This window comes from Vibrio quintilis (assembly GCF_024529975.1).
GTDB lineage: Bacteria > Pseudomonadota > Gammaproteobacteria > Enterobacterales > Vibrionaceae > Vibrio > Vibrio quintilis.
The window spans coordinates 196,023-217,572 of record NZ_AP024898.1; the positions used below are offsets into that span (position 1 = coordinate 196,023).

A 21,550-nucleotide genomic window follows, 5' to 3' on the forward strand; every position below is an offset into this window, starting at 1 on the left:
AAGGCTGTAATGATGGACCAAAATAAAAAAAGCAATGCAGTAAACGACTTACCGGAAGATGAAGTCGTCAGACTATTTCAGCTGGCAAAAGCGAGAGGGTTAAAAAGGAAAAAGAAACCGGCAAACCGCGCGATTGAAGCGGTGCCGCGCTCCCCGGAAGGGGAGCCTATGGGGCTGGCACAGCGACGGATCTGGTTTTTGTCCGAAATGGAACAGGAAACCTCTGAAGCTTACATCATCAATGGTGCGTTCCGTCTGGAAGGACAGCTGGATACCGCTGCCCTGCAGACGACCTTTGATCGTCTGGCGGCGCGCCATGAGTCACTGAGGACTTATTTTTCGCGGCATGATGGTCAGCCGGTACAAAAAATCCTGCCGGCAGAGACCGGCTTTCGCCTGACATGCACAGATACCGCATCAACGGATCTGTCTGCACCTTATCTGCCTCATTTTGATTTAACCACCGGACCATTAGCCTGCGCTGAGCTGGTCCGGGTCTCTGAACAGGAACATATTCTGCGGGTGGCGCTGCATCATGCGATTGCCGATGGCTGGTCGATGAGCGTGCTGATTGGTGAAGTCGGCCTGCTGTATGAGGCGCTGACACAAGATAAGCCCGATCCGCTGCCTCAGTTACCGGTGCAGTTTGCCGATTATGCCCACTGGCAACAGGCACTACCGGCAGAGACGCTGGACACGCAAAAAGCATATTGGGTCGGGCAACTGAACGATGCACCGGAATATCTGGATTTGATCACAGATTTCCCCCGTCCGGCTGTGCAGGAACATACCGGTGCCAGCCTGAAATTCAGTCTTGACCCGGCCTTAAGCGCCGCGCTGAAAACCCTGAGCCAACGCTGCGACAGCACGCTGTTTATGACCCTGTTCGCCAGCTGGGGTGCACTGATGGGGCGCCTTGCCAATCAGGACGACGTGGTGATCGGAATTCCGGTTGCCGGACGGAACCGTGCCGAACTGGAAGGGTTGATCGGCATGTTCGTCAATACCCAGGCGCTGCGGGTCGATCTATCCGCTAATCCGGATACCACCACGCTGCTGAGTCAGGTCAAAGCGACATCACTGGCGGCTCAGTCTCATCAGGACATTCCGTTTGAACAGGTGGTTGAAGCCATCGCTCCGACGCGTGATCCGTCCCGCTCCCCGGTGTTTCAGGTGTTGTTTGCCTTGCAGAACCTGCCGGATGCCTCCCTGACATTGCCGGGGCTGAGTCTGTCACCGGTGGAAGAACCGATGTTGACGGCTAAATTTGAGCTGAGTCTGCTGATTGATGAATGCGGTGATCAGCTTTCCGGCTATCTGAATTATGCGACCGCACTGTTTAACGAAGCGACCGCAACCCGTTATCTGAATTACTGGATCCATCTGCTGGAAGGCATGGTCGCTGAACCGGAAACCCCAGTAAAGGCACTGCCTTTAATGGATGAGCCGGAATATCAGCAGGTGATCCATCAGTTTAACGACACCCGTTATGATTACCCGTCTGATACCGGGGTGCACCGTCTGTTTTCCCGTCAGGCGCAACTGACGCCGGACGCGCTGGCGGTGGTTTATGAAAATGGTATCCCGGAAGGTGGACACTGGAATTACGCCACACTCGAAGACAATGCCAACCGGCTGGCGCATCAGCTGATTGAAGCCGGTGTTTCCCGCGGGCAGTTTGTGGTGATATTGCTGCCCCGTTCACTGCAACTGGTGGTGGCGGAGCTGGCGATTCTCAAATGTGGTGCGGCTTACGTACCGATGGACCCGAACGCGCCACAGGATCGGCTGGATTTCGTCCTTGATGACTGCGGCGCGACGGTGATCGTCGCCGCTGGTGAGCCGGTTGCCGCCGGTGACGCTGTTCAGGTGATCAATATCGATAATATCTTGCAGGGACAGGCACCTTTGCAGGGACAGGCACCCGTTCCGGAACAGACAACCGTCGCACCGGTCGATGTCCCGGTCCGCGGTCATGACCCGGCTTATGTGATGTATACCTCAGGTTCAACCGGTCAACCCAAAGGGGTGATGATTCCGCACCGGGGCATTGCCCGGTTGGTGATTAATAACGGTTATATGGACATCGACCCGGCGGACCGGGTTGCGTTCGCCGTTAACCCGGTTTTCGATGTTTCTACCATGGAACTGTGGGGACCGCTGCTCAACGGAGCGTCCGTAGTGGTAGTCAGTCAGGAAACCCTGCTCAATGCCGGTGAATTTTCCGCGGCACTGATTCGCCATCAGGTCAGTATTCTGTGGTTAACTGTCGGACTGTTTAACCAGTATGCTGAGCGAATCGGTCCGGCGTTTTCCGGGCTCAGATATTTGCTGGTCGGCGGGGATGCGCTGGACCCGAAAACCATTCGTCAGGTACTGCTCAATCATCCGCCACAAAACCTGCTCAATGGCTACGGCCCGACAGAAGCAACCACGTTCGCCCTGGCCCATGATATTCAGTCGGTAGGTGAACATGATGCCAGTATTCCGCTGGGACGGCCGATTGGAAATACACAGATTTATGTTCTCAATGACAACCGCCAGCCGGTGCCCTGTGGCGTGGTGGGTGAGATTTATATCGCGGGTGACGGTGTGGCACTGGAATATCTGGGTCGTCCGGAACTGACTGCGGCCAGCTTCCTGCCGGATCCATTCTCAAATCAACCCGGTGCCCGGATGTATAAAAGTGGTGACTTAGGCTACTGGCGACAGGATGGCATTCTCGAATTTATGGGCCGGAATGATTTTCAGGTCAAAATCCGCGGATTCCGGATTGAATTAGGCGAAATCGAGGCAGCGCTGCGCGATTGTGCCGGTGTGCAGCAGGCACTGGTGATTGCACCTGCGCTGCCATCCGGTGAGAAACGTCTGGTCGCTTATGTCAGTGGCCAGGATCTCTGTGCGGAAAGCATGAAAGAGAAACTGGGTGAACGGCTACCGGCTTATATGGTGCCTGCCGCCTTTATGGTGCTGGATCAGATGCCACTGAACGCCAACGGCAAAGTGGACCGCAAAGCGCTGCCTGCGCCTGATGCATCCGCATTTGCCAGAGCAGAATATGAGCCACCACAGGGTGATACAGAACAGCTGCTGGCCGGTATCTGGCAATCGCTGCTGACGATTGAACAGGTCAGCCGTCATGATAATTTCTTTGAACTGGGCGGCCATTCGCTGCTCGCAGTACAGATGATTGAACAGCTGCGCCAACATGATATGCATCTGGCGATCCGGGATCTGTTCAGCCATCCGACGGTAGCCGGCCTGGCGCCGGTGTTGGCGGCTCAGGCAACAGTTAAACAGACAGTTGTGCCGCCGAATCTGATTCCGCAGGCCTGTCAGGCGATCACGCCGGACATGTTGCCGCTGGTTGCGCTGTCGCAGGCAGCGATTGATACCGTCGCTGCCAAAGTGGGCGGTGGCATGACGAATATTCAGGATATCTATCCGCTGGCACCTTTGCAGGAAGGGATTCTGTTCCATCACCTGTTGCAGCAGGATGGTGACCCGTATGTCACCCGGTTTATTCAGGCATTCGATGATGAATCTGAACTTGATGCCTTTCTTGCGGCGCTTCAGCCGGTGATTCAGCGCCATGATATTTTGCGCACAGCCGTGGTCTGGGAAGGGCTGGAAACACCGGTTCAGGTGGTCTGGCGTCAGGCCTCTGTCCGGGCAGAAACCCTTGATTTTGCCCACAGTGATGATGTGGCAACCGCCTTACAACAGCATTTTGACCCGGCCCATACCCGGATGGATGTGCAGCGTGCGCCGATGATTCAGGCGTACAAAGTCGCTGACCGGGCACAGAACCGCTGGTTGCTGTGTTTCCTTTGTCACCATTTATGTAATGACCATACCACGCTGGAACTGGTGGTTGAAGAAGTCATGGCACATCTGGCAGGGCAGGCAGAACAACTGCCGCAACCACTGCCGTTCCGCAATTTTGTTGCCCGTTCCCGTGAAGTCAGTGAAGCGGCACATCAGGCCTATTTCACTGAGCAACTGGCAGACATCGATGAGCCATGTGCGCCGTTTGGTCTGCTGAATGTACAAAACAGCGGTGATCAGACCGACAATTTGCACGTCGACGTCGATGCATCACTGGCACAGCGATTGCGGACACTGGCCCGGACACGCGGGATGAGTCCGGCGACGCTGTTTCACCTCGCCTGGGGTATGGTCACCCGCGCGGCAACCGGACAGGACGATGTGGTCTTCGGTACGGTTCTGTTTGGCCGGATGGATGGCGGTGAAGGGGCTGACCGGGTGATGGGGATGTTCCTCAACACGCTGCCATTGCGTCTTTCACTGGCTGATCTCACGGCAGAGCAGGCTTTGCAGCAAACCCGTGAAAAACTGGCCGGGCTGCTGGAACATGAACATGCTTCACTGGTTCAGGCACAACAATGCAGTGGTGTGGCGGCAGGAACACCGCTGTTCAGTTCGCTGATCAATTACCGTTATCAGGGTGGCAGCCAGCAACTGAACGCGGAGACAACGGCCACGTCCGGGATGTCGGTGGTATTTGCTGAAGAGCATACCAACTATCCGCTGAATCTGTCGGTGAATGATATCGCCGGGGCGGGTTTCTCACTGGATGTGATGGTTGTCCGTCAGATCGGTGCAGATCGCATCGCCGGAATGATGACGACAGCCTTAGCCGGACTGGCTGATGCGCTGGAACAACAGTCAGCGACAGATGTGAACCGGCTGAATGTGTTACCCGAAGCGCAATTGCAGCAGGTTCTGCATGGTTTCAACCAGACCCGGAAGTCATTCCGGAACAATGTTTGTATTCATCAGTTGTTTGAACGCTTTGACTGGGAAAAACCTGACGCGACAGCACTGGTGAGTGACGATGAATCGCTGACTTATGAACAGCTGAACCACCGGGCAAACCGGCTGGCACACTGGCTGACAGAGAAGGGCATTCAGCCCGGTGACCGTGTGGGTGTCGCCGTTCCCCGCAGTGTTGATTTGATTGTGGCGATGCTGGCGACTTTCAAGGCCGGTGGTGTCTACGTGCCGATGGATCCGAATTATCCGGACAGCCGTCTGCTGCATATTCTGACTGACAGTGCACCGAAAGTTTTGATCTCCACGGAAGAAGTGACTCCCCGTTTTGCGCAGACAAAAGGGGAATGGGTGAAGATTGATATCCAGCGCCATCAGTCCCGCTGGGCAAAACAGCCTGACCATAATCCACAGGTGCCGGGACTGACACCGCAACATCTGGCTTACATTATTTATACCTCGGGTTCAACCGGATTACCGAAAGGCGTGATGGTGCCGCATCACGGATTGTGTAACGTAGCTTCGGCGCAGCGTCGTCTGTTCTCTGTCGGTGCCGGAAGCCGGGTGCTGCAATTCAGCTCGATTAGTTTTGATGCCAGTATCTTCGAAATCGTGATGGGACTCTGCTCCGGAGCCGAGCTGCATCTGGCTGGTCCGTCACAACTGTTGGGTGACGCGCTGTCTGATGTGCTGCAAACACGGCAGATTACCCACGTGACTCTGCCACCGGCGGCATTATCCAGCCTGAATCCCGCCTGTACGCTGCCGGATTTGAAAGTGCTGATTACCGCCGGGGAAGCCTTAACACGGGCGGTGATTGAGCCCTGGCTGGCCGGGCGGAAAGTTTACAATGCCTATGGTCCGACTGAAACGACCATCTGGGCGACAACCGCTGCATTGCACCCGTCTTTCACCGGTCAGCCTTCGATTGGTCTGCCGGTTGAAAATACCCGGATCTACATTCTTGATACCCGGGGCGTGCCGGTGCCGGTCGGTGTCTGCGGTGAAATCTATATCGGTGGCGTCGGCATTGCCCGCGGTTATCTCAACCGTGATGATTTAACTCAGGAGCGTTTCCTGAACGACCCGTTCTCTGACATGCCTGATGCCCGGATGTACCGTACCGGCGATCTGGCCAGCTGGCGGCCGGACGGCACCATAGATTATCTTGGCCGGAGCGATCAGCAGGTCAAAATCCGGGGGCACCGGATCGAACCGGGTGAAATTGAAACTGCCCTTCAGCAGTGTGATGGTGTGGGCAGCGCCGTGGTGGTTGCAGCGAAAGACCCGTCAGGATATCTCAGCCTGAATGCCTATTTTACCAGAACACCGGAAACGTATACCAAAACACCGGAAACGTATGCCCGTACACCGGAAACGACCTCCCGGACTCCGGGAACAGCTTCCCACTCACCGGCAGCGGATTTGACACCGGCAGCACTGAAAGCCCGCCTGAGTGAGTGCTTACCTGAATACATGGTGCCTGCCGCATATGTTGCGCTGGATGTACTGCCGCTGACGCCGAATGGCAAGGTGGATCTGAAAGCACTGCCGGAGCCGGATGACAGTGCCCGTGTGACAAGGCAGTACGAAGCACCGCAGGGTGAAACGGAAACCGCACTGGCCGATATCTGGCAGCAACTGCTGGGCGTGGCGCAGGTGGGGCGTGATGATCACTTCTTTGAACTGGGTGGTCACTCTCTGTTGGCGGTGCAACTGGTCTCCCGCATTCGTTCAGCGCTGGGTTGTGAGTTGCCGCTTTCAACCCTGTTCAGCCATCCCGTTCTGCATGAGCTGGCGCATGAATTGTCGGTAAACGCTTTGGGACCGGCCGCCTTACCTGAAATGACGCCGCTGGCGCATGGTGTCAGACCGCCGCTTTCACTGGCACAACAACGCTTGTGGTTCCTGTCACAGATGGAGCCGTCAGCAACCGCGGCCTATACCGTCACCGGCGCAGTCCGGCTGAGCGGTGCACTCAATATTGAAGCTTTACAGCAGGCACTCGATCATATCGTTGCCCGGCATGCGCCGCTGCGGACCCGCTTTACCGCTGAAGACGGGGTGCCGGTACAGATCATCGGTGATGTACAGCAGGGCTTCCCGCTGCTCCGGCTGGAAAGTACGCAGGCTCAAGCAGCTGCGTTTCCGCCTGAATTTGACTTGTCCGCCGGTCCGCTGGTTCAGGGACAACTGATCCGGATTGCGGATGACGAACACTGGCTGCGTCTGGCGATGCACCATATCATCACCGACGGCTGGTCAATGGGCATCTTTACCCGTGAACTGTCCGCGTTATATACCGCGTTTAACCGCGGAGAAGCCAGCCCGCTGGCGCCGCTGATGATCCAATACGGTGATTATGCCGCATGGCAGCAAACTCATCTGGCGGGTGAACGGTTGCAACAGCAGCAGGCTTACTGGACAGCACAACTGAAAGGGATTCCGGAATGCCTGAGTCTGCCGACAGACCGGCCGCGGCCTGCGTATCAGGATTATCGCGGGGCGACAACGACCCTCAACCTTGATGCTTCAATGACGCAGGCACTGAAAACACTCAGCCGGACTCATGACTGTACGCTTTATATGACGCTGCTGTCGGGCTGGGCAGCGCTGATGAGCCGTCTGTCCGGTCAGGATGACGTGGTGATTGGTTCCCCGGTTGCCGGACGAACCCGCACCGAAGTGGAAGGACTGATCGGCATGTTTGTCAACAGTCTGGCCCTGCGGGTTGATTTAGCGGATAACCCGGACACTGCCGGTTTGCTGGCGCAGGTGAAAACCAGCGCGTTACAGGGACAGTCGCATCAGGATCTGCCGTTTGAGCAGGTGGTGGAAGCCGTTGCACCGGTGCGTAGTCTTACGCACAGCCCGGTCTTTCAGGTGATGTTTGCCTTGCAGAATATGCCGCAGGAAGCACTGGAAGCGGATGGATTAACTTTATCTTCCCTGCCGGAAGAGATGACCACCGCGCAGGTCGATCTCAGCCTGCAGGTCCATGAAGCCGGTGATACGCTGGTCGCGACCCTCAACTATGCAACGGCGCTGTTTGACGGGCCGACGGCGCAGAAGTACCTGCAATACTGGCACAATATACTGTCAGCCATGACGGCCACACCTGAGTTACCACTCAGTGAAGTGCCGTTACCTGATGAAACAGAATATCAGCAGCTGGTGTATGGTTTTAACGGCGATCAAACAGAGTTTCCTTCGGATGCGCTGATTCATCAGCAGTTTGAGCAGCAGGTTCAGGCCACGCCGGATGCGGTGGCGGTGGTGTTTGAGGATCAGTCGCTGTCTTATGCGGAACTGAACCGTAAAGCCAACCAGCTGGCGCACTGGCTGATTGAGCAGGGTGTCCGGCCGGACAGCCGGGTGGCGATCGCGCTGCCGCGCTGTCTGGAATTGCCGGTTGCCATTCTGGCAACGCTCAAAGCCGGTGGTGCTTATGTACCGCTGGATCCGGATTATCCGGCCGACCGGATAGCGTACACCCTCAGTGACAGCACACCAGAAGTGCTGATCACCACGCTGTCCGTGATGTCACAACCGGATGGGTTTACCACCGAAAGTCTGAATCCGGCCATGACGCTGGTGTTGCTTGATCAACCGCAACAGCCCTGGAATGCTTTCCCGGCAGACAATATTCCGCCACAACAGACGGGCCTCAATAACCGCCATCTGGCATACATAATTTATACCTCCGGTTCGACCGGAAAACCGAAAGGCGTGATGATTGAACACTACAATGTCATCCGCCTGATGGCGGCAACCCAAAGCGATTATCAGTTCACCCGGCAGGATGTCTGGACGCTGTTCCACTCCTATGCCTTTGACTTCTCTGTCTGGGAAATCTGGGGGGCATTGCTGTTCGGCGGGCGACTGGTTGTGGTGCCTCAGCTGATTGCCCGCTCGCCGCAGGACTTTTATCAACTGCTGTGCGAACAGGGCGTCACGGTGCTGAATCAGACGCCGGGTGCATTCCGTCAGCTGATTCATGCTCAGGGCGACATGATCCAGGGTAAAGCAGCCGCAGCGCATCAGCTCCGTTATGTAATTTTCGGCGGGGAAGCGTTAGATCTGGCAGCACTGGCGCCCTGGTATCAGCGCCCGGTCAATGCCGGGACTCAGCTGGTTAACATGTACGGCATTACCGAAACCACGGTGCATACGACGTATTATCCGGTCACGGCAGAAGATGCCGGACGCCCCGGGCCAAGCCCGATCGGACGTCAGCTGGCAGATTTACGTCTGTATATTCTTGACCGGCATCAACAGCCGGTGCCGGTTGGTGTGGCAGGTGAGCTGTATGTCGGCGGTGCCGGTGTGGCCCGTGGCTACTTCAACCGTCCGGAACTAACGGCGGAACGCTTCCCGGAAGATCCGTTTGTGCAGGTGACCACGCCCGGCGCGCGGATGTATAAATCAGGCGACATGGGCCGCTGGCTGGCGGATGGCACAGTTGAATATCTGGGCCGGAACGATGATCAGGTCAAAATTCGTGGTTTCCGGATTGAACCGGGTGAAATCAGCTCCGTGCTGCAACAATGTACCGGCGTGCAGGATGCGTTTGTCGTCGCGAAAGGAGAAGGTTCAGACAAACGTCTGGTTGCTTATTATCTGCCGGTCAGTGACACGTCCCGCGGTGTCACGCCTGACGAACTGAAAGGACTGCTTGGTGCCACACTGCCGGAATACATGATACCGGCGGTGTATGTGATGCTGGCGGAGATTCCGCTGACACCAAACGGAAAAATTGACTACAGAGCGCTGCCGGAGCCGGATGAAACCGCGCTGATCCGCCATGAATATGAGGCGCCGCAGGGTGAGACAGAACAGGCACTGGCGTCGATCTGGCAGCAGTTGCTGGGTGTTGAACAGGTCAGCCGCCACGACAGCTTCTTTGAGCTGGGCGGCCACTCTCTGATGGCTGTACAGCTGGCCTCGCGGGTACGCACTGTGCTGGGAACGGAACTGCCGCTGACAACCCTGTTTGCGACATCCGTCTTACATGAACTGGCCCATGAGCTGGCGACAGCGCCGGCTTCAGAGTCGTCAGCCACGCTCCCGGAGATTGTGCCGCTGGCTGACGGGCAAACCCCGCCGCTTTCTCTGGCGCAGCAGCGTTTATGGTTCCTGTCACAGATGGATCCTGCGGCCTCAGCAGCGTATGTCGTCTATGGTGGTCTGCGGCTGCGCGGAACACTGGATGTGGACGCATTGCAGCGGGCGCTGAATCAGATTGTGACCCGTCATGCACCGCTGAGAACCCGGTTTGCCGATGCGGGTGGTGTGCCGGTGCAAATCATCAATGATGTGCAGCAGGGATTCCCGCTCACCTGGCTGGAAGGAGAAACCGTATCGGGAGAAACCGTACCGGGAGAAAAAGTGCCGGATGAACCGGCGCCGTTTCAACCGGTGTTTAATCTCACGACCGGACCACTGGTTCAGGGGCAGCTGATTCATCTCAGCGATGATGAGCACTGGTTGCGTCTGGCGATGCATCACATCGTGACCGATGGCTGGTCGATGGGGATTCTGGCCCGCGAGCTCTCAGCGCTGTATGCCGCTTTCACTCAGGGAGCAGCCGATCCGTTGCCGCCGCTGCAGATTCAGTATGGTGATTATGCAGCCTGGCAGCAGACGCACCTGCAGGGTGAAGTGTTGCAACGACAACAGCAGTACTGGAAGGCGCAGCTGGCAGGTATCCCGGATTGTCTGTTGCTTCCGGCGGACCGGCCGCGTCCGGCATATCAGGATTACAGTGGCGCAGCGCTGCCGCTACGGCTGGACAAAGCACTGACGGCATCGCTCAAAGCGCTGGCTCAGCGTCACGGCTGTACTTTATATATGACCTTACTGACTTCGTGGGCGCTGTTGATGAACCGCCTGTCCGGAGAAGACGACGTGGTGATTGGCTCGCCGGTGGCCGGCCGGACCCGCGCAGAGCTGGAAGGTTTGATCGGGATGTTCGTCAATACACAGGCGCTGCGGGTGGATTTATCCGGCCAGCCGGACACCGCATCGTTGCTGGCGCAGGTCCGGGCGACTTCATTAGCTGCACAGGCGAATCAGGATTTACCGTTTGAGCAGGTGGTCGAAGCAGTGACGCCGGTGCGCAGCCTCAATCACAGTCCGGTCTTTCAGGTGATGTTCGCGTTGCAGAATATGCCGGAAGAACAGCTGGTGGCGGACGGGTTAACTTTCTCTGACCTGCCGGCAGAGGTGACCACCGCGCAGGTTGATCTCAGTTTGATGATGTACGAGACCGAAGCCGGACTCGAAGGGATGCTGAACTATGCAACTGCCCTGTTTGATGAAGCGACGGTGCAGCGTTACTCCGGTTACTGGCAACAGCTGCTGGAAGGTATGATCGCGCAGCCTGAATTGCCGGTTGCCGCCCTGCCGCTACTGAGTGACGCTGAATATCAGCAGGTGGTTCATACGTTTAATGCCACCGCTCAGGATTACCCGGCGCAAACCTGTTTGCAGACGCTGTTTGAACAGCGCGTGCAATCGTCTCCGGATGCCATCGCCGTAGTCAGCTCTGAGCAGCAACTGACTTATGATGCGCTGAACCGTCAGGCGAATCAGCTGGCACACTGGTTGAGAGAACAGGGCGTTCGCCCGGACAGCCGGGTCGCGATGGCGTTGCCGCGCGGGTTTGAACTGACGGGTTCGATTTTAGCGACCATCAAAGCCGGTGGTTGTTATGTCCCGGTGGATCCGCATTACCCGGCGGACCGTATTGCCCATATTCTGACCGACAGTGCGCCGGAAGTATTGATCGTGACTCAGGCGACGCTGGCGATACTGACACAGTCCGCGGAATTACCGGCCGGTTTGTCTGTGGTCTGCCTTGATGGCGCGGAACGTCCGTGGCTGGATTACCCGGACACGGATATCCCGGTTGCTGAATCCGGGCTGAATCCGGCGCACCTGGCTTATATCATCTATACCTCCGGTTCCACCGGCACGCCAAAAGGCGTGATGGTCACTCACGGGAATGTGGTCAAACTGGTGGTGAATAACGGTTATGCTGATTTTCAGCCGACAGACCGGATTGCTTCTCTGTCCAACCCGGCATTTGATGCCATGACTATGGAATTGTGGGGCGCACTGGCAAATGGTGGCCAGCTGGTGATTTTCGATGCGCAGATGGTGCTGGACGGACAGCAGTTCGTCCGCGCGCTGGAAACGCATCAGGTCAATATCATGTTTATGACCACGGCATTATTTAACCAGTATGCCGACATTCTGAAACCCCGTTTACCGGCATTCCGTTATCTGCTGATCGGTGGCGAGGCGATGAATACCGCATTTGTGCGCGAGCCGCTGCAAACCTGCCCGCCGGAGAATTTCCTGAATGTTTACGGCCCGACAGAAACCACAACCTATGCCACGGCCTTCAGGATGAACGATGCTGATCCGGCCCGGCAAACCATGCCTGTCGGTGGTCCGATCGGTAATACCCGGGCATATATTCTTGATGAACACCTGCAGCCGGTGCCGGTCGGTGTGACCGGACAGATTTATATCGGCGGGGCCGGTGTTGCCCGTGGCTACCTGAATCGTCCGGATTTAACTGCAGAACGGTTCCTGACGGATCCGTTCTCTGGTGGCCAAAGCCCTGAGCAAAGCGGTGGCGAAAGCCAGGCCCGGATGTATGCGACCGGTGATCTCGGCTACTGGCATGCTGACGGAACGATTGAGTTCGTCGGGCGGAATGATTTTCAGGTCAAGATCCGCGGTTTCCGGATTGAACCGGGTGAAATTGAAGTGGCACTTCAGGCATGTGAAGGCGTACAGGAAACCCTGGTTGTCGTTCATACCCAGCCTTCGGGAGAGAAACAACTGGTGGCTTATGTAACCGGTGAAGCTGCTTTACCCGGTGAAGCCTCTTTATCCGGTGAAGCCTTTTTATCCGGTGAAGCCTCTGTGCCCGGTCATACACCTGCCGGGGCGCATGAGTTATCCCGGCAATTATCATCCCAACAACTGAAAGCGCAGCTGAGCGAACGGCTGCCCCCTTATATGGTGCCATCGGCTTACGTGATTCTTGAGCAGATGCCGCTGACCGCGAACGGCAAGATTGACCGCCGGGCATTGCCTGAGCCGGATGAATCGGCCTTCGTCACCCGGACTTATGAAGCGCCGAAAGGAGCGATGGAAACCCGGCTGGCGGCGATTTGGGAGCAACTGCTGGGTGTGAAACAGGTCGGGCGTCAGGACGATTTCTTTGAACTGGGAGGACACTCTCTGCTGGCGGTGCAGCTTATCGCCGAAGTCCGTCATCAGCTGAATCTTGAGGTGACGATTACAGAACTCTTTGAAAACGCTTCGTTATCCGCATTCGCTGCGAAGCTGGCTTATATCAAACTCTCAGCATTTGCTTCACAAGATATTGAGAAGGTCATGCAACGTTTATCAAAAGGAAAAATCAATGACTGATACCCGTTTTTCTCTTGATCAGTTATCACCGGAAGAACTGATGGCAGTACTTGAACAGTTAGAGCAGGACGAAGCAAAACCGATCCGGAGTGCGGCGCCGGTTCCTGAGATGATCACAGCCGATCCGGACCGGCGGGAGTTCCCGCTGTCTCTGGCCCAGAAGCGTTTGTGGGTCATGTCACAAATGGATGCGGTCACGACCAGCGCCTATGTGATTGCCGGGGGATTACGGCTGCGTGGCAGCCTCGATATGGCAGCGCTGACCCGGGCACTGGACCGGATTGTTGCCCGTCATGCTGCGTTGCGTACCCGGATTGAAATGCGTGATGGTGAGCCGGTTCAGGTGATAGCGGCGCAGGATTGCGGCTTCCCGCTGGAGGAAGTCTCTCAGCGACAGGCGGCCTCTGAAGCACAGCCGTTTGAGCCGGTGTTTGATCTGGCAACCGGCCCGCTGGTGCAGGGGCAGCTGATTCATCAGAATGAACAGGAACATATTCTCAGAATCGCCATGCACCACGTGATCGCCGATGGCTGGTCGATGGGCATTTTTACCGGTGAGCTGAGTGCGTTATACGCTGCATTTGCGCAGGGTCAGCCGGACCCGCTGCCGGCCCTGCCGGTTCAGTTTGGTGATTATGCCTGCTGGCAGCAATCTTATCTGCAGGGCGAAGTCCTGGCAAAGCAGCAGGAATTCTGGGTCTCTCACCTTCAGGGGGCACCGGAATATCTGACGTTGCCGACCGACCGGCCGCGGCCTGAGCAGCGTGATTACATCGGCGATAATGTTGCTGTGACGCTGGATGCGGATTTAACCGCCGGGCTGAAAGCGCTGAGTCAGCGCCACGGTTGTACTTTATACATGACGTTACTGGCGGGCTGGGCGGCACTGATGAGCCGCCTGTCAGGACAGGAAGAAGTGGTGATTGGTTCACCGGTTGCCGGGCGGACCCGCAAAGAAGCCGAAGGGCTGATTGGCATGTTTGTGAACACACAGGCGCTGCGGGTGGATCTGTCTGACACGCCGGATACACAGGCACTGCTGGCGCAGGTGAAAGCGACCGCGCTGGCAGCGCAGTCGCATCAGGATATGCCGTTTGAAGATGTTGTGAAGGCGGTCGCACCGGCGCGGAGCCTGTCTTATTCGCCGGTATTTCAGGTGGTATTTGCGCTGCAAAATCTGCCGAAAGGCGATATGTCCCTGTCCGGCATTCATCTGTCTCATGTCGATGTGCCGGATAAGTCTGCCAAGGTCGATCTGGCGCTGATCATGAACGAAGGCGAAGCGCAGATCAGCGGAAATCTGAATTATGCTACGGCGCTGTTCGATAAAGAGACGATCGAACGGTATGCCGGTTACTGGATCAGGCTGCTGGAAGGGATGGTGGCAGACAGCCATCTGACGCTTCAGTCACTCCCTGTGCTGTCTGATTCAGAACGGCTCTATCTGTTAGAAGGGCTGAATCAGACCCGGATGGATTTTCCGGAACATGCCTGTATCCATGAGTTATTCGAAAATATGGTGGCTGCTGACCCGCAGGCCGGTGCACTGGTGACGGATTGCGAGTCGCTGACTTACGATGCGTTAAACCGAAAGGCCAATCAGCTCGCGCACTGGCTGATTGAAGACGGTGTCCAGCCGGACAGCCGGGTCGCAGTCGCCATTCCCCGTAGTGCGGACCTGCTGATTGCGATGCTGGCGACGATGAAAGCCGGTGGTGCGTATGTACCGATGGATCCGAACTACCCCGATGCCAGATTACAGCATATGCTGACTGACAGTGATCCGGAAGTGCTGATTACCTGTGCTGAAGTCCGGGCCCGTTTAGGCACAACCGGCAATAATTGCACAGAAATTGACATCAGCCGGGACCGGCATTTATGGCACAGCTATGGGCAGACTAATCCGGATAAATTCGCTTTGCAGCTGACCTCTCAGCATCTGGCTTATATCATTTATACGTCCGGTTCAACCGGGAAGCCTAAAGGCGTGATGGTGCCGCACCAGGGCGTGTGTAATGTGTCGGTAGCGCAGCGCCGGATGTTTTCGGTTGGCCCCGGCAGCCGGGTGTTACAATATGGTTCGATCAGTTTCGATGCCAGTATGTTTGAAATTATTATGGGGATCTGTTCCGGTGCTGAATTGCATTTTGCCGGACCGGGACAGCCGCTGGGTGCGTCTTTATCTGAGGTAATGAAATCCCGCAGGATTACTCATGCACCTTTACCACCGGCCGCGATATCGAGCCTGCGGACCGATGTGGATTTACCGGATCTGACCTTCCTGCTGACTGCCGGGGAAGCGATTACCCGCAGTGTGATTGAGCCGTGGATCAGGCCGGGGCGCGATGTTTATAACGGTTACGGTCCGACGGAAACCACGATTTGGGGCACCACCTGTCCGCTGCATCAGCCCTTTACCGGGCAACCGCCGATTGGTCTGCCGCGGCCGAACGGAAAAGTGTATATCCTTGACCCGGCGGGTGAACCGGTGCCGCTTGGGGTCACCGGTGAAATTTATCTCAGCGGGGTCGGGATTGCCCGGGGTTATCTGAACCGGCCGGAGTTAACGCAGGAACGGTTTCTGCCGGATCCGTTTTCGAACGAAGAACCTTTCACCGATGATCCGCAGACCAATGAACCGGGTCAGCGTATGTACCGTACCGGAGATTTGGGCTGCTGGCGGCCGGATGGTCTGATTCACTATCAGGGACGCTGTGATCATCAGGTCAAAATCCGTGGTTACCGGATTGAGCTGGGTGAAATTGAAACCGCATTGCAGCAGTGTCCGGGCATTCTTGAAGCGGTGGTTGAAGCGCAGAAAAATGCCGCCGGAAACACCTGGCTGGTCGCTTATTATGTGTGTGAAGCCGCGGCTGATGTGGCGCTGACCGCGCTGAAATCTCAACTGAGTGAAACGCTGCCGGACTATATGGTCCCGGCCGCTTACGTGGTGCTGGATGAACTGCCGTTAACCGCAAACGGGAAGGTGGATCGGAAAGCCCTGCCGCAACCTGATGAATCAGCATTTTCCCGTCAGGCCTATGAAGCGCCGCAGGGTAAAACAGAGCAGTTACTGGCACAGCTATGGTGTGAACTGCTGGGCATTTCGCGGGCCGGACGTCAGGATCATTTCTTTGAACTGGGCGGTCATTCTCTGCTGGCGGTGCAGCTGATTGAAAAGCTGCGTCAGCACGGCTGGCATCTGGATGCCAAATCCCTGTTCAGTTATCCGACGATTGCCACACTGGCCACAGCGCTGTCTGAGGGCGTTTCGGCCAGTCAGGTTGAGATTCCGGACAATCTGATTCCGGTGCACTGCATGCAAATTACACCGGACATGCTGCCACTGACCACACTGACACAGTCAGAAATTGACGCAGTTGCAGCAACGGTTCCCGGCGGTGCGGCGAATATTCAGGACATCTATCCGCTGGCGCCGTTGCAGGAAGGGATTCTGTTCCATCATTTACTACAGCCGGACAACGATCCGTATGTGACACCGGCGATTCTGAGCTTTGATAATCAGACCCGTCTGGACGATTTCCTGACCGCGATGCAGGCGGTGATTCAGCGTCATGATATTTTGCGCACTGCTGTGGTGTGGGACGGACTGAATGAAGCGCAGCAGGTGGTGTGGCGTGATGCGCCGCTCCGGGTGACGGAACTGACCGCCGATGCATTGCTGTTTGAAGATACGGAGGCGACCGGGATCGCCGACGCATTACAGCGGCGGTTTGCTCCGTCAGAAATGCGGGTTGAAATTGATCGTGCGCCGATGATTGCGGCCTGGCAGGTCGCAGAGCCGTCCTCCGCCCGCTGGTTCCTGTGCCTGATGATGCATCACCTGAGTATGGATCACACCACGCTGGAGCTGGTGCTGGCAGAAATTCAGGCGTATCTGACCGGGCAGGAACAATCACTGCCGGTACCGGTGCCGTTCCGCAACTTTGTCGCTCAGGCATCGCAGGAAATGGACCGTGACGCTTATATCCGCTACTTCAGTGAGCAGTTAGCCGATATTGAGACCTCTTGTGCGCCGTTCAATCTGCTGGATGCCCAAAGTAATGGTCAGCAGATTGATTCACAGCGCTATCCGCTGGCGGATTCACTGGCGCAAAACCTGCGGGTACAGGCCCGTCAGCAGGGCGTCAGTGCGGCCAGTCTGTTCCATTTAGCCTGGGGCTTGGTGGTCCGGGCGGCGACCGGCCGGGATGATGTGGTGTTCGGCACCGTCTTGTTTGGCCGGATGGCGGGCGGCGACGGTGCTGACCGGGCGCTGGGGATGTTCCTGAATACGCTGCCGCTGCGTCTGTCGCTGGACGACATCACGGTCGCAGATGCCGTACAGGCCACCCATACCCGGCTGGCTGAACTGCTGAATTATGAACATGCCCCTCTGTCTCTGGTGCAGCAATGCAGTGGTGTCGCACCGCAGGCGCCGCTGTTTACCTCCTTGCTTAACTACCGCTATCAGGGCGGCCATACACCGGCGCAATCCGAACAGGTGGAAAGCGTCTGGCAGGGTGTTGAAATGATATCCGGAGAAGAACGAACCAATTATCCGTTCGGACTGTCGGTTGATGATATTGCCGGCGCGGGATTTTGTCTTGATCTTAAAATCGATGCGCAGATTGGTTGTGAGCGGGTGGCGGCGATGGTTGGTCAGGCGCTGGAAGCCTTGGTGGCGGCGCTGGAACAACCGCAACAGGCTGTCAAAGTCAGCCAGCTGGCTATTCTGCCGGACAGTGAACGGCATCAGGTGATTTCCGGCTTTAACCAGACCCGAACGCCGTTCCCGGACAACCAGTGTATTCATCAGCTGTTTGAACAGACGGTGGCCGCGCAGCCACACGCGACAGCCGTGGTGAGTGAGCAGCAGTCGCTGACCTATCATCAGCTGAATCAGCAGGCCAATCAGCTGGCCCGCTGGCTGGTGAGTCAGGGTGTCTGTCCCGACAGCCGGGTTGCGGTGTCGCTGGAGCGAAGCTGTGATTTGGTGGTGGCGCTGATGGCGACACTCAAAGCCGGTGGTGCGTATGTGCCGCTCGACCCCGGTTATCCGCAGGAGCGGTTAGCCTGTATGCTGGCAGACAGCCAGCCGGTGGTGGTGCTCACCACGGCGGAGCTGCAATCGCGGCTGGGTGAGATGCCGGACAATACCACCGTGGTGGATATGACGGCTGACCGTCCGTGGGCGGCTCTGGAAACACACAACCTGAACCGGGATGATCTGAATCACCGTCATCTGGCGTATATCATTTACACCTCCGGCTCGACCGGTCACCCGAAAGGCGTAATGAACGAGCATCGCGGTGTGGTCAACCGCCTGAGCTGGATGAAAGACGACTACGGCTTCGGCCCAACGGATGTGGTATTGCAGAAAACCCCGTTCAGTTTTGATGTGTCGGTGTGGGAGTTCTTCTGTAGCTTGTGGGCCGGTGCAACGCTGGTGATGGCGAAGCCGGAAGGTCACAAAGACCCGCTGTATCTGAAAACGCTGATTGAGCAGCGTCAGGTGACGATTCTGCACTTTGTACCGCCGATGCTGCAAACCTTCCTTGAGGGGATTGAAGCGGGTGACTGCGACAGTCTGCGGCTGGTGTTCTGTAGCGGGGAAGCGCTGCCGGCAGCGGCGGTGAGAAAAACCACGCAGCGGCTGCCAAATGTGGCGCTGCATAATTTATACGGTCCGACGGAAGCGGCGGTGGATGTAACGGCCTGGGCCTGTCCGCACAATCTTGAAGGCGACCGGATGTCAATTGGTGCGCCGGTTGCCAATACCCGGATGTATGTGCTGGATGGGCAGGGTCAGCCGGTGCCGGTGGGTGTGCCGGGTGAGCTGTACATCGGTGGTGTGCAGGTGGCCCGCGGCTATCTCAACCGCCCTGAGCTGACCGCAGAAAAATTTGTTGCGGATCCGTTTGCAAAAGAAGCCTGTTTTGAAGGGACAGGCGCCACTATGTACCGCACCGGTGATGTGGGTTGCTGGCTGCCGGATGGGACGATTGACTATCAGGGGCGGAACGATGATCAAGTGAAAATCCGGGGTTTCCGGGTCGAGCTGGGTGAAATCAGCTCGGCGCTGCAGGATTGCAGCGGTGTACAGGAAGCGGTGGTGATAGCCCGTGGTGATGGCGCAGACAAACAGTTGGTGGGGTATTATACCCATGCACATGGCACCGGAGCGCCCGTTGCTCTGGCGTCAGTGAAAGCAGACCTGTCAGCCCGGCTGCCGGAGTATATGGTGCCGTCGGCATACGTGGTGCTGGAGAGTCTGCCGCTGACACCAAACGGCAAAGTCAACCGCAAAGCCCTGCCGGAGCCGGATGAAAGTGCCTTAGTCCGCCATGCATATGAAGCGCCGCAGGGAGAAACCGAACAGACACTGGCCGCAATCTGGCAGCAGTTGCTGGGTGTGGCGCAGGTTGGCCGTCACGATAACTTCTTCGAACTGGGCGGCCATTCGCTGCTGGCAATCCGTTTCATCAGCGAGGCACAGAAGCAGGGATTCCGGCTGGATCTGGCGACCTTATTTGCCTCACCGGTCTTGTCTTCTCTGGCTGAAATCATCACTCTATCCTCCGCTACCCGCAGTGAGGCTGATCCGGTGATTCCGTTCCGGACCACCGGCAGTCAGGCCCCGCTGTTCATCGTGCCGGAATTCAGTGGTGAACTGCTCTATGGCCCGGCTTTAACCGCGGCGATTGATGCTGATATTCCGGTTTATGGTTTATCAGCACCTGACCGGATGCAGCCTTCGCTGAAAACCTATCAGGGCATGGCAGCCCGCTATGTGCAGATGATTCGCCGCACACAGCCGCAAGGGCCGTACCGGCTGCTTGGCTGGTCTTCCGGTGGTGTGGTGGCGTATGAAATTGCCGCGCAGCTGCTCGGTCTGGACCAGACGGTTGAGTTCATTGGTATGCTGGACAGCTGGAAGCCGGGACTGATTGAAAAACCGGTGATGTCTGAGCAGGCGAAGATGCGCGATCTGAGCCGGGGCATGGTGACGTTTCTGATGCAGCAACACGGGATGAGTTATGTTCAGGCGATGGACGGAGGGGAAATGCAGGCCCTGGCTAAACAGACATCAGACGAACAGGCACATCAACCTGTGGTGTTACCGGAAAGCGGTAACTGGCAGGATGATTACCGGGCCGGGAAAGCCGCGGGTTGTCTGCCGCCGCACTGGTCAGAAACCTATTTTCATAACATGCTGATTCATCAGAGAGATTTTCTCGATGCGGAATATGAGGCGCTGCCGCTGCCGGTTGAAATTGATCTGATTGCGGCGCAGGACAATCCATCTGCACTGGGTGAATTGTATCTGGGCTGGGATCAGGTGCTGGAATCCTCACAAATTCATGTGGAAAGTGTGCCGGGCGAGCATTATGAGCTGGTTACGGCACCTTTTTTGCCCCGTGTCGGGCAGGCAGTTTCCGCAGCGCTTCGTGCAACAGTGGCGCGGCGCCGGACGCAGGCATCACAGCCTGACCTGCGCCACGGTTCAGCATTTGATCCGGTGGTCACATTGCAGGCCGGGGAAGAAGGGCAGCCGCTGTGTATCTGTATTCCCGGCGCAGGCGATAATGTACTGACATTTGTCGATCTGGTTCAGGCGATGCCGAAAGCGCAGACCATGCTGGCGTTGCAACCCCGCGGTCTGTGGGGCAATGGTGTACCGCATTCCAGCGTTGAGGCCGCCGCCGCATTTTATTTACAGGCACTGGCACCGAAGCTGGCACAGCGCGAGATTCATGTGCTGGGCCACTCGTTTGGTGGCTGGGTCGCGATGGCGCTGGTCAATCAGATGGAAGCGCAGGGCATTGCGGTGGCTTCGCTGACGATTGCTGATTCACGGGCGCCGGTCGCCCCGCAGCAGGTCGAATATACCAATCTGGAAACCATGATGTGGCTGATCAGGTTGTTTGAGATGCGCGGTAAATCTTTAGGTTTGACGGAAGCCATACTGGCCCCGCTGACTCCTGCGGCGCGCCTTGCACGCCTGCATCAGGGGTTGACTGAAAGCGGCCTGATGCCCAAACGGACCGCATTGAAAGAGGTGGCTGCGATTTATCGTTCATTCTCTGCCAATGTCCGGACCCGGTACATACCGGAGGCATTACCACAAGCGCCGGTCAGCCTGCTGCTGGCCAGCGATGTGCCTGAGACACGGCTGGCTGAGTGGCAGTCTTTTGCACCATCGGTACAGGTGTGCCGCAGTCAGGGCAATCATGTGATGTTACTGAAATCTCCGGATGTGTCTGTTCTGGCTGATTTAATCCAGGGCCGGACGGCCGTTTAA

Annotated in this window: 2 protein-coding genes; both read left to right on the top strand. The window is 57.0% G+C overall.

The annotated features are described in order from the left end of the window. Positions 1 to 9: 9 nt before the first annotated feature. Positions 10 to 13,245, top strand: a complete 13,236-nt coding sequence (locus tag OC443_RS19555; protein ID WP_083601646.1) for a non-ribosomal peptide synthetase — start codon at positions 10 to 12, stop codon at positions 13,243 to 13,245. Continuing rightward, complete coding sequence (locus tag OC443_RS19560) at positions 13,238 to 21,550, top strand: non-ribosomal peptide synthetase (RefSeq protein WP_262021780.1); 8,313 nt, start codon at positions 13,238 to 13,240, stop codon at positions 21,548 to 21,550. Before OC443_RS19555 ends, OC443_RS19560 begins: the two co-directional genes overlap by 8 nt.

Excerpts from the sequence above, each read along its gene's own strand:
- OC443_RS19555 (WP_083601646.1), top strand. The coding sequence starts at position 10 with ATGATGGACCAAAATAAAAAAAGCAATGCAGTAAACGACTTACCGGAA.
- OC443_RS19560 (WP_262021780.1), top strand. The coding sequence starts at position 13,238 with ATGACTGATACCCGTTTTTCTCTTGATCAGTTATCACCGGAAGAACTG.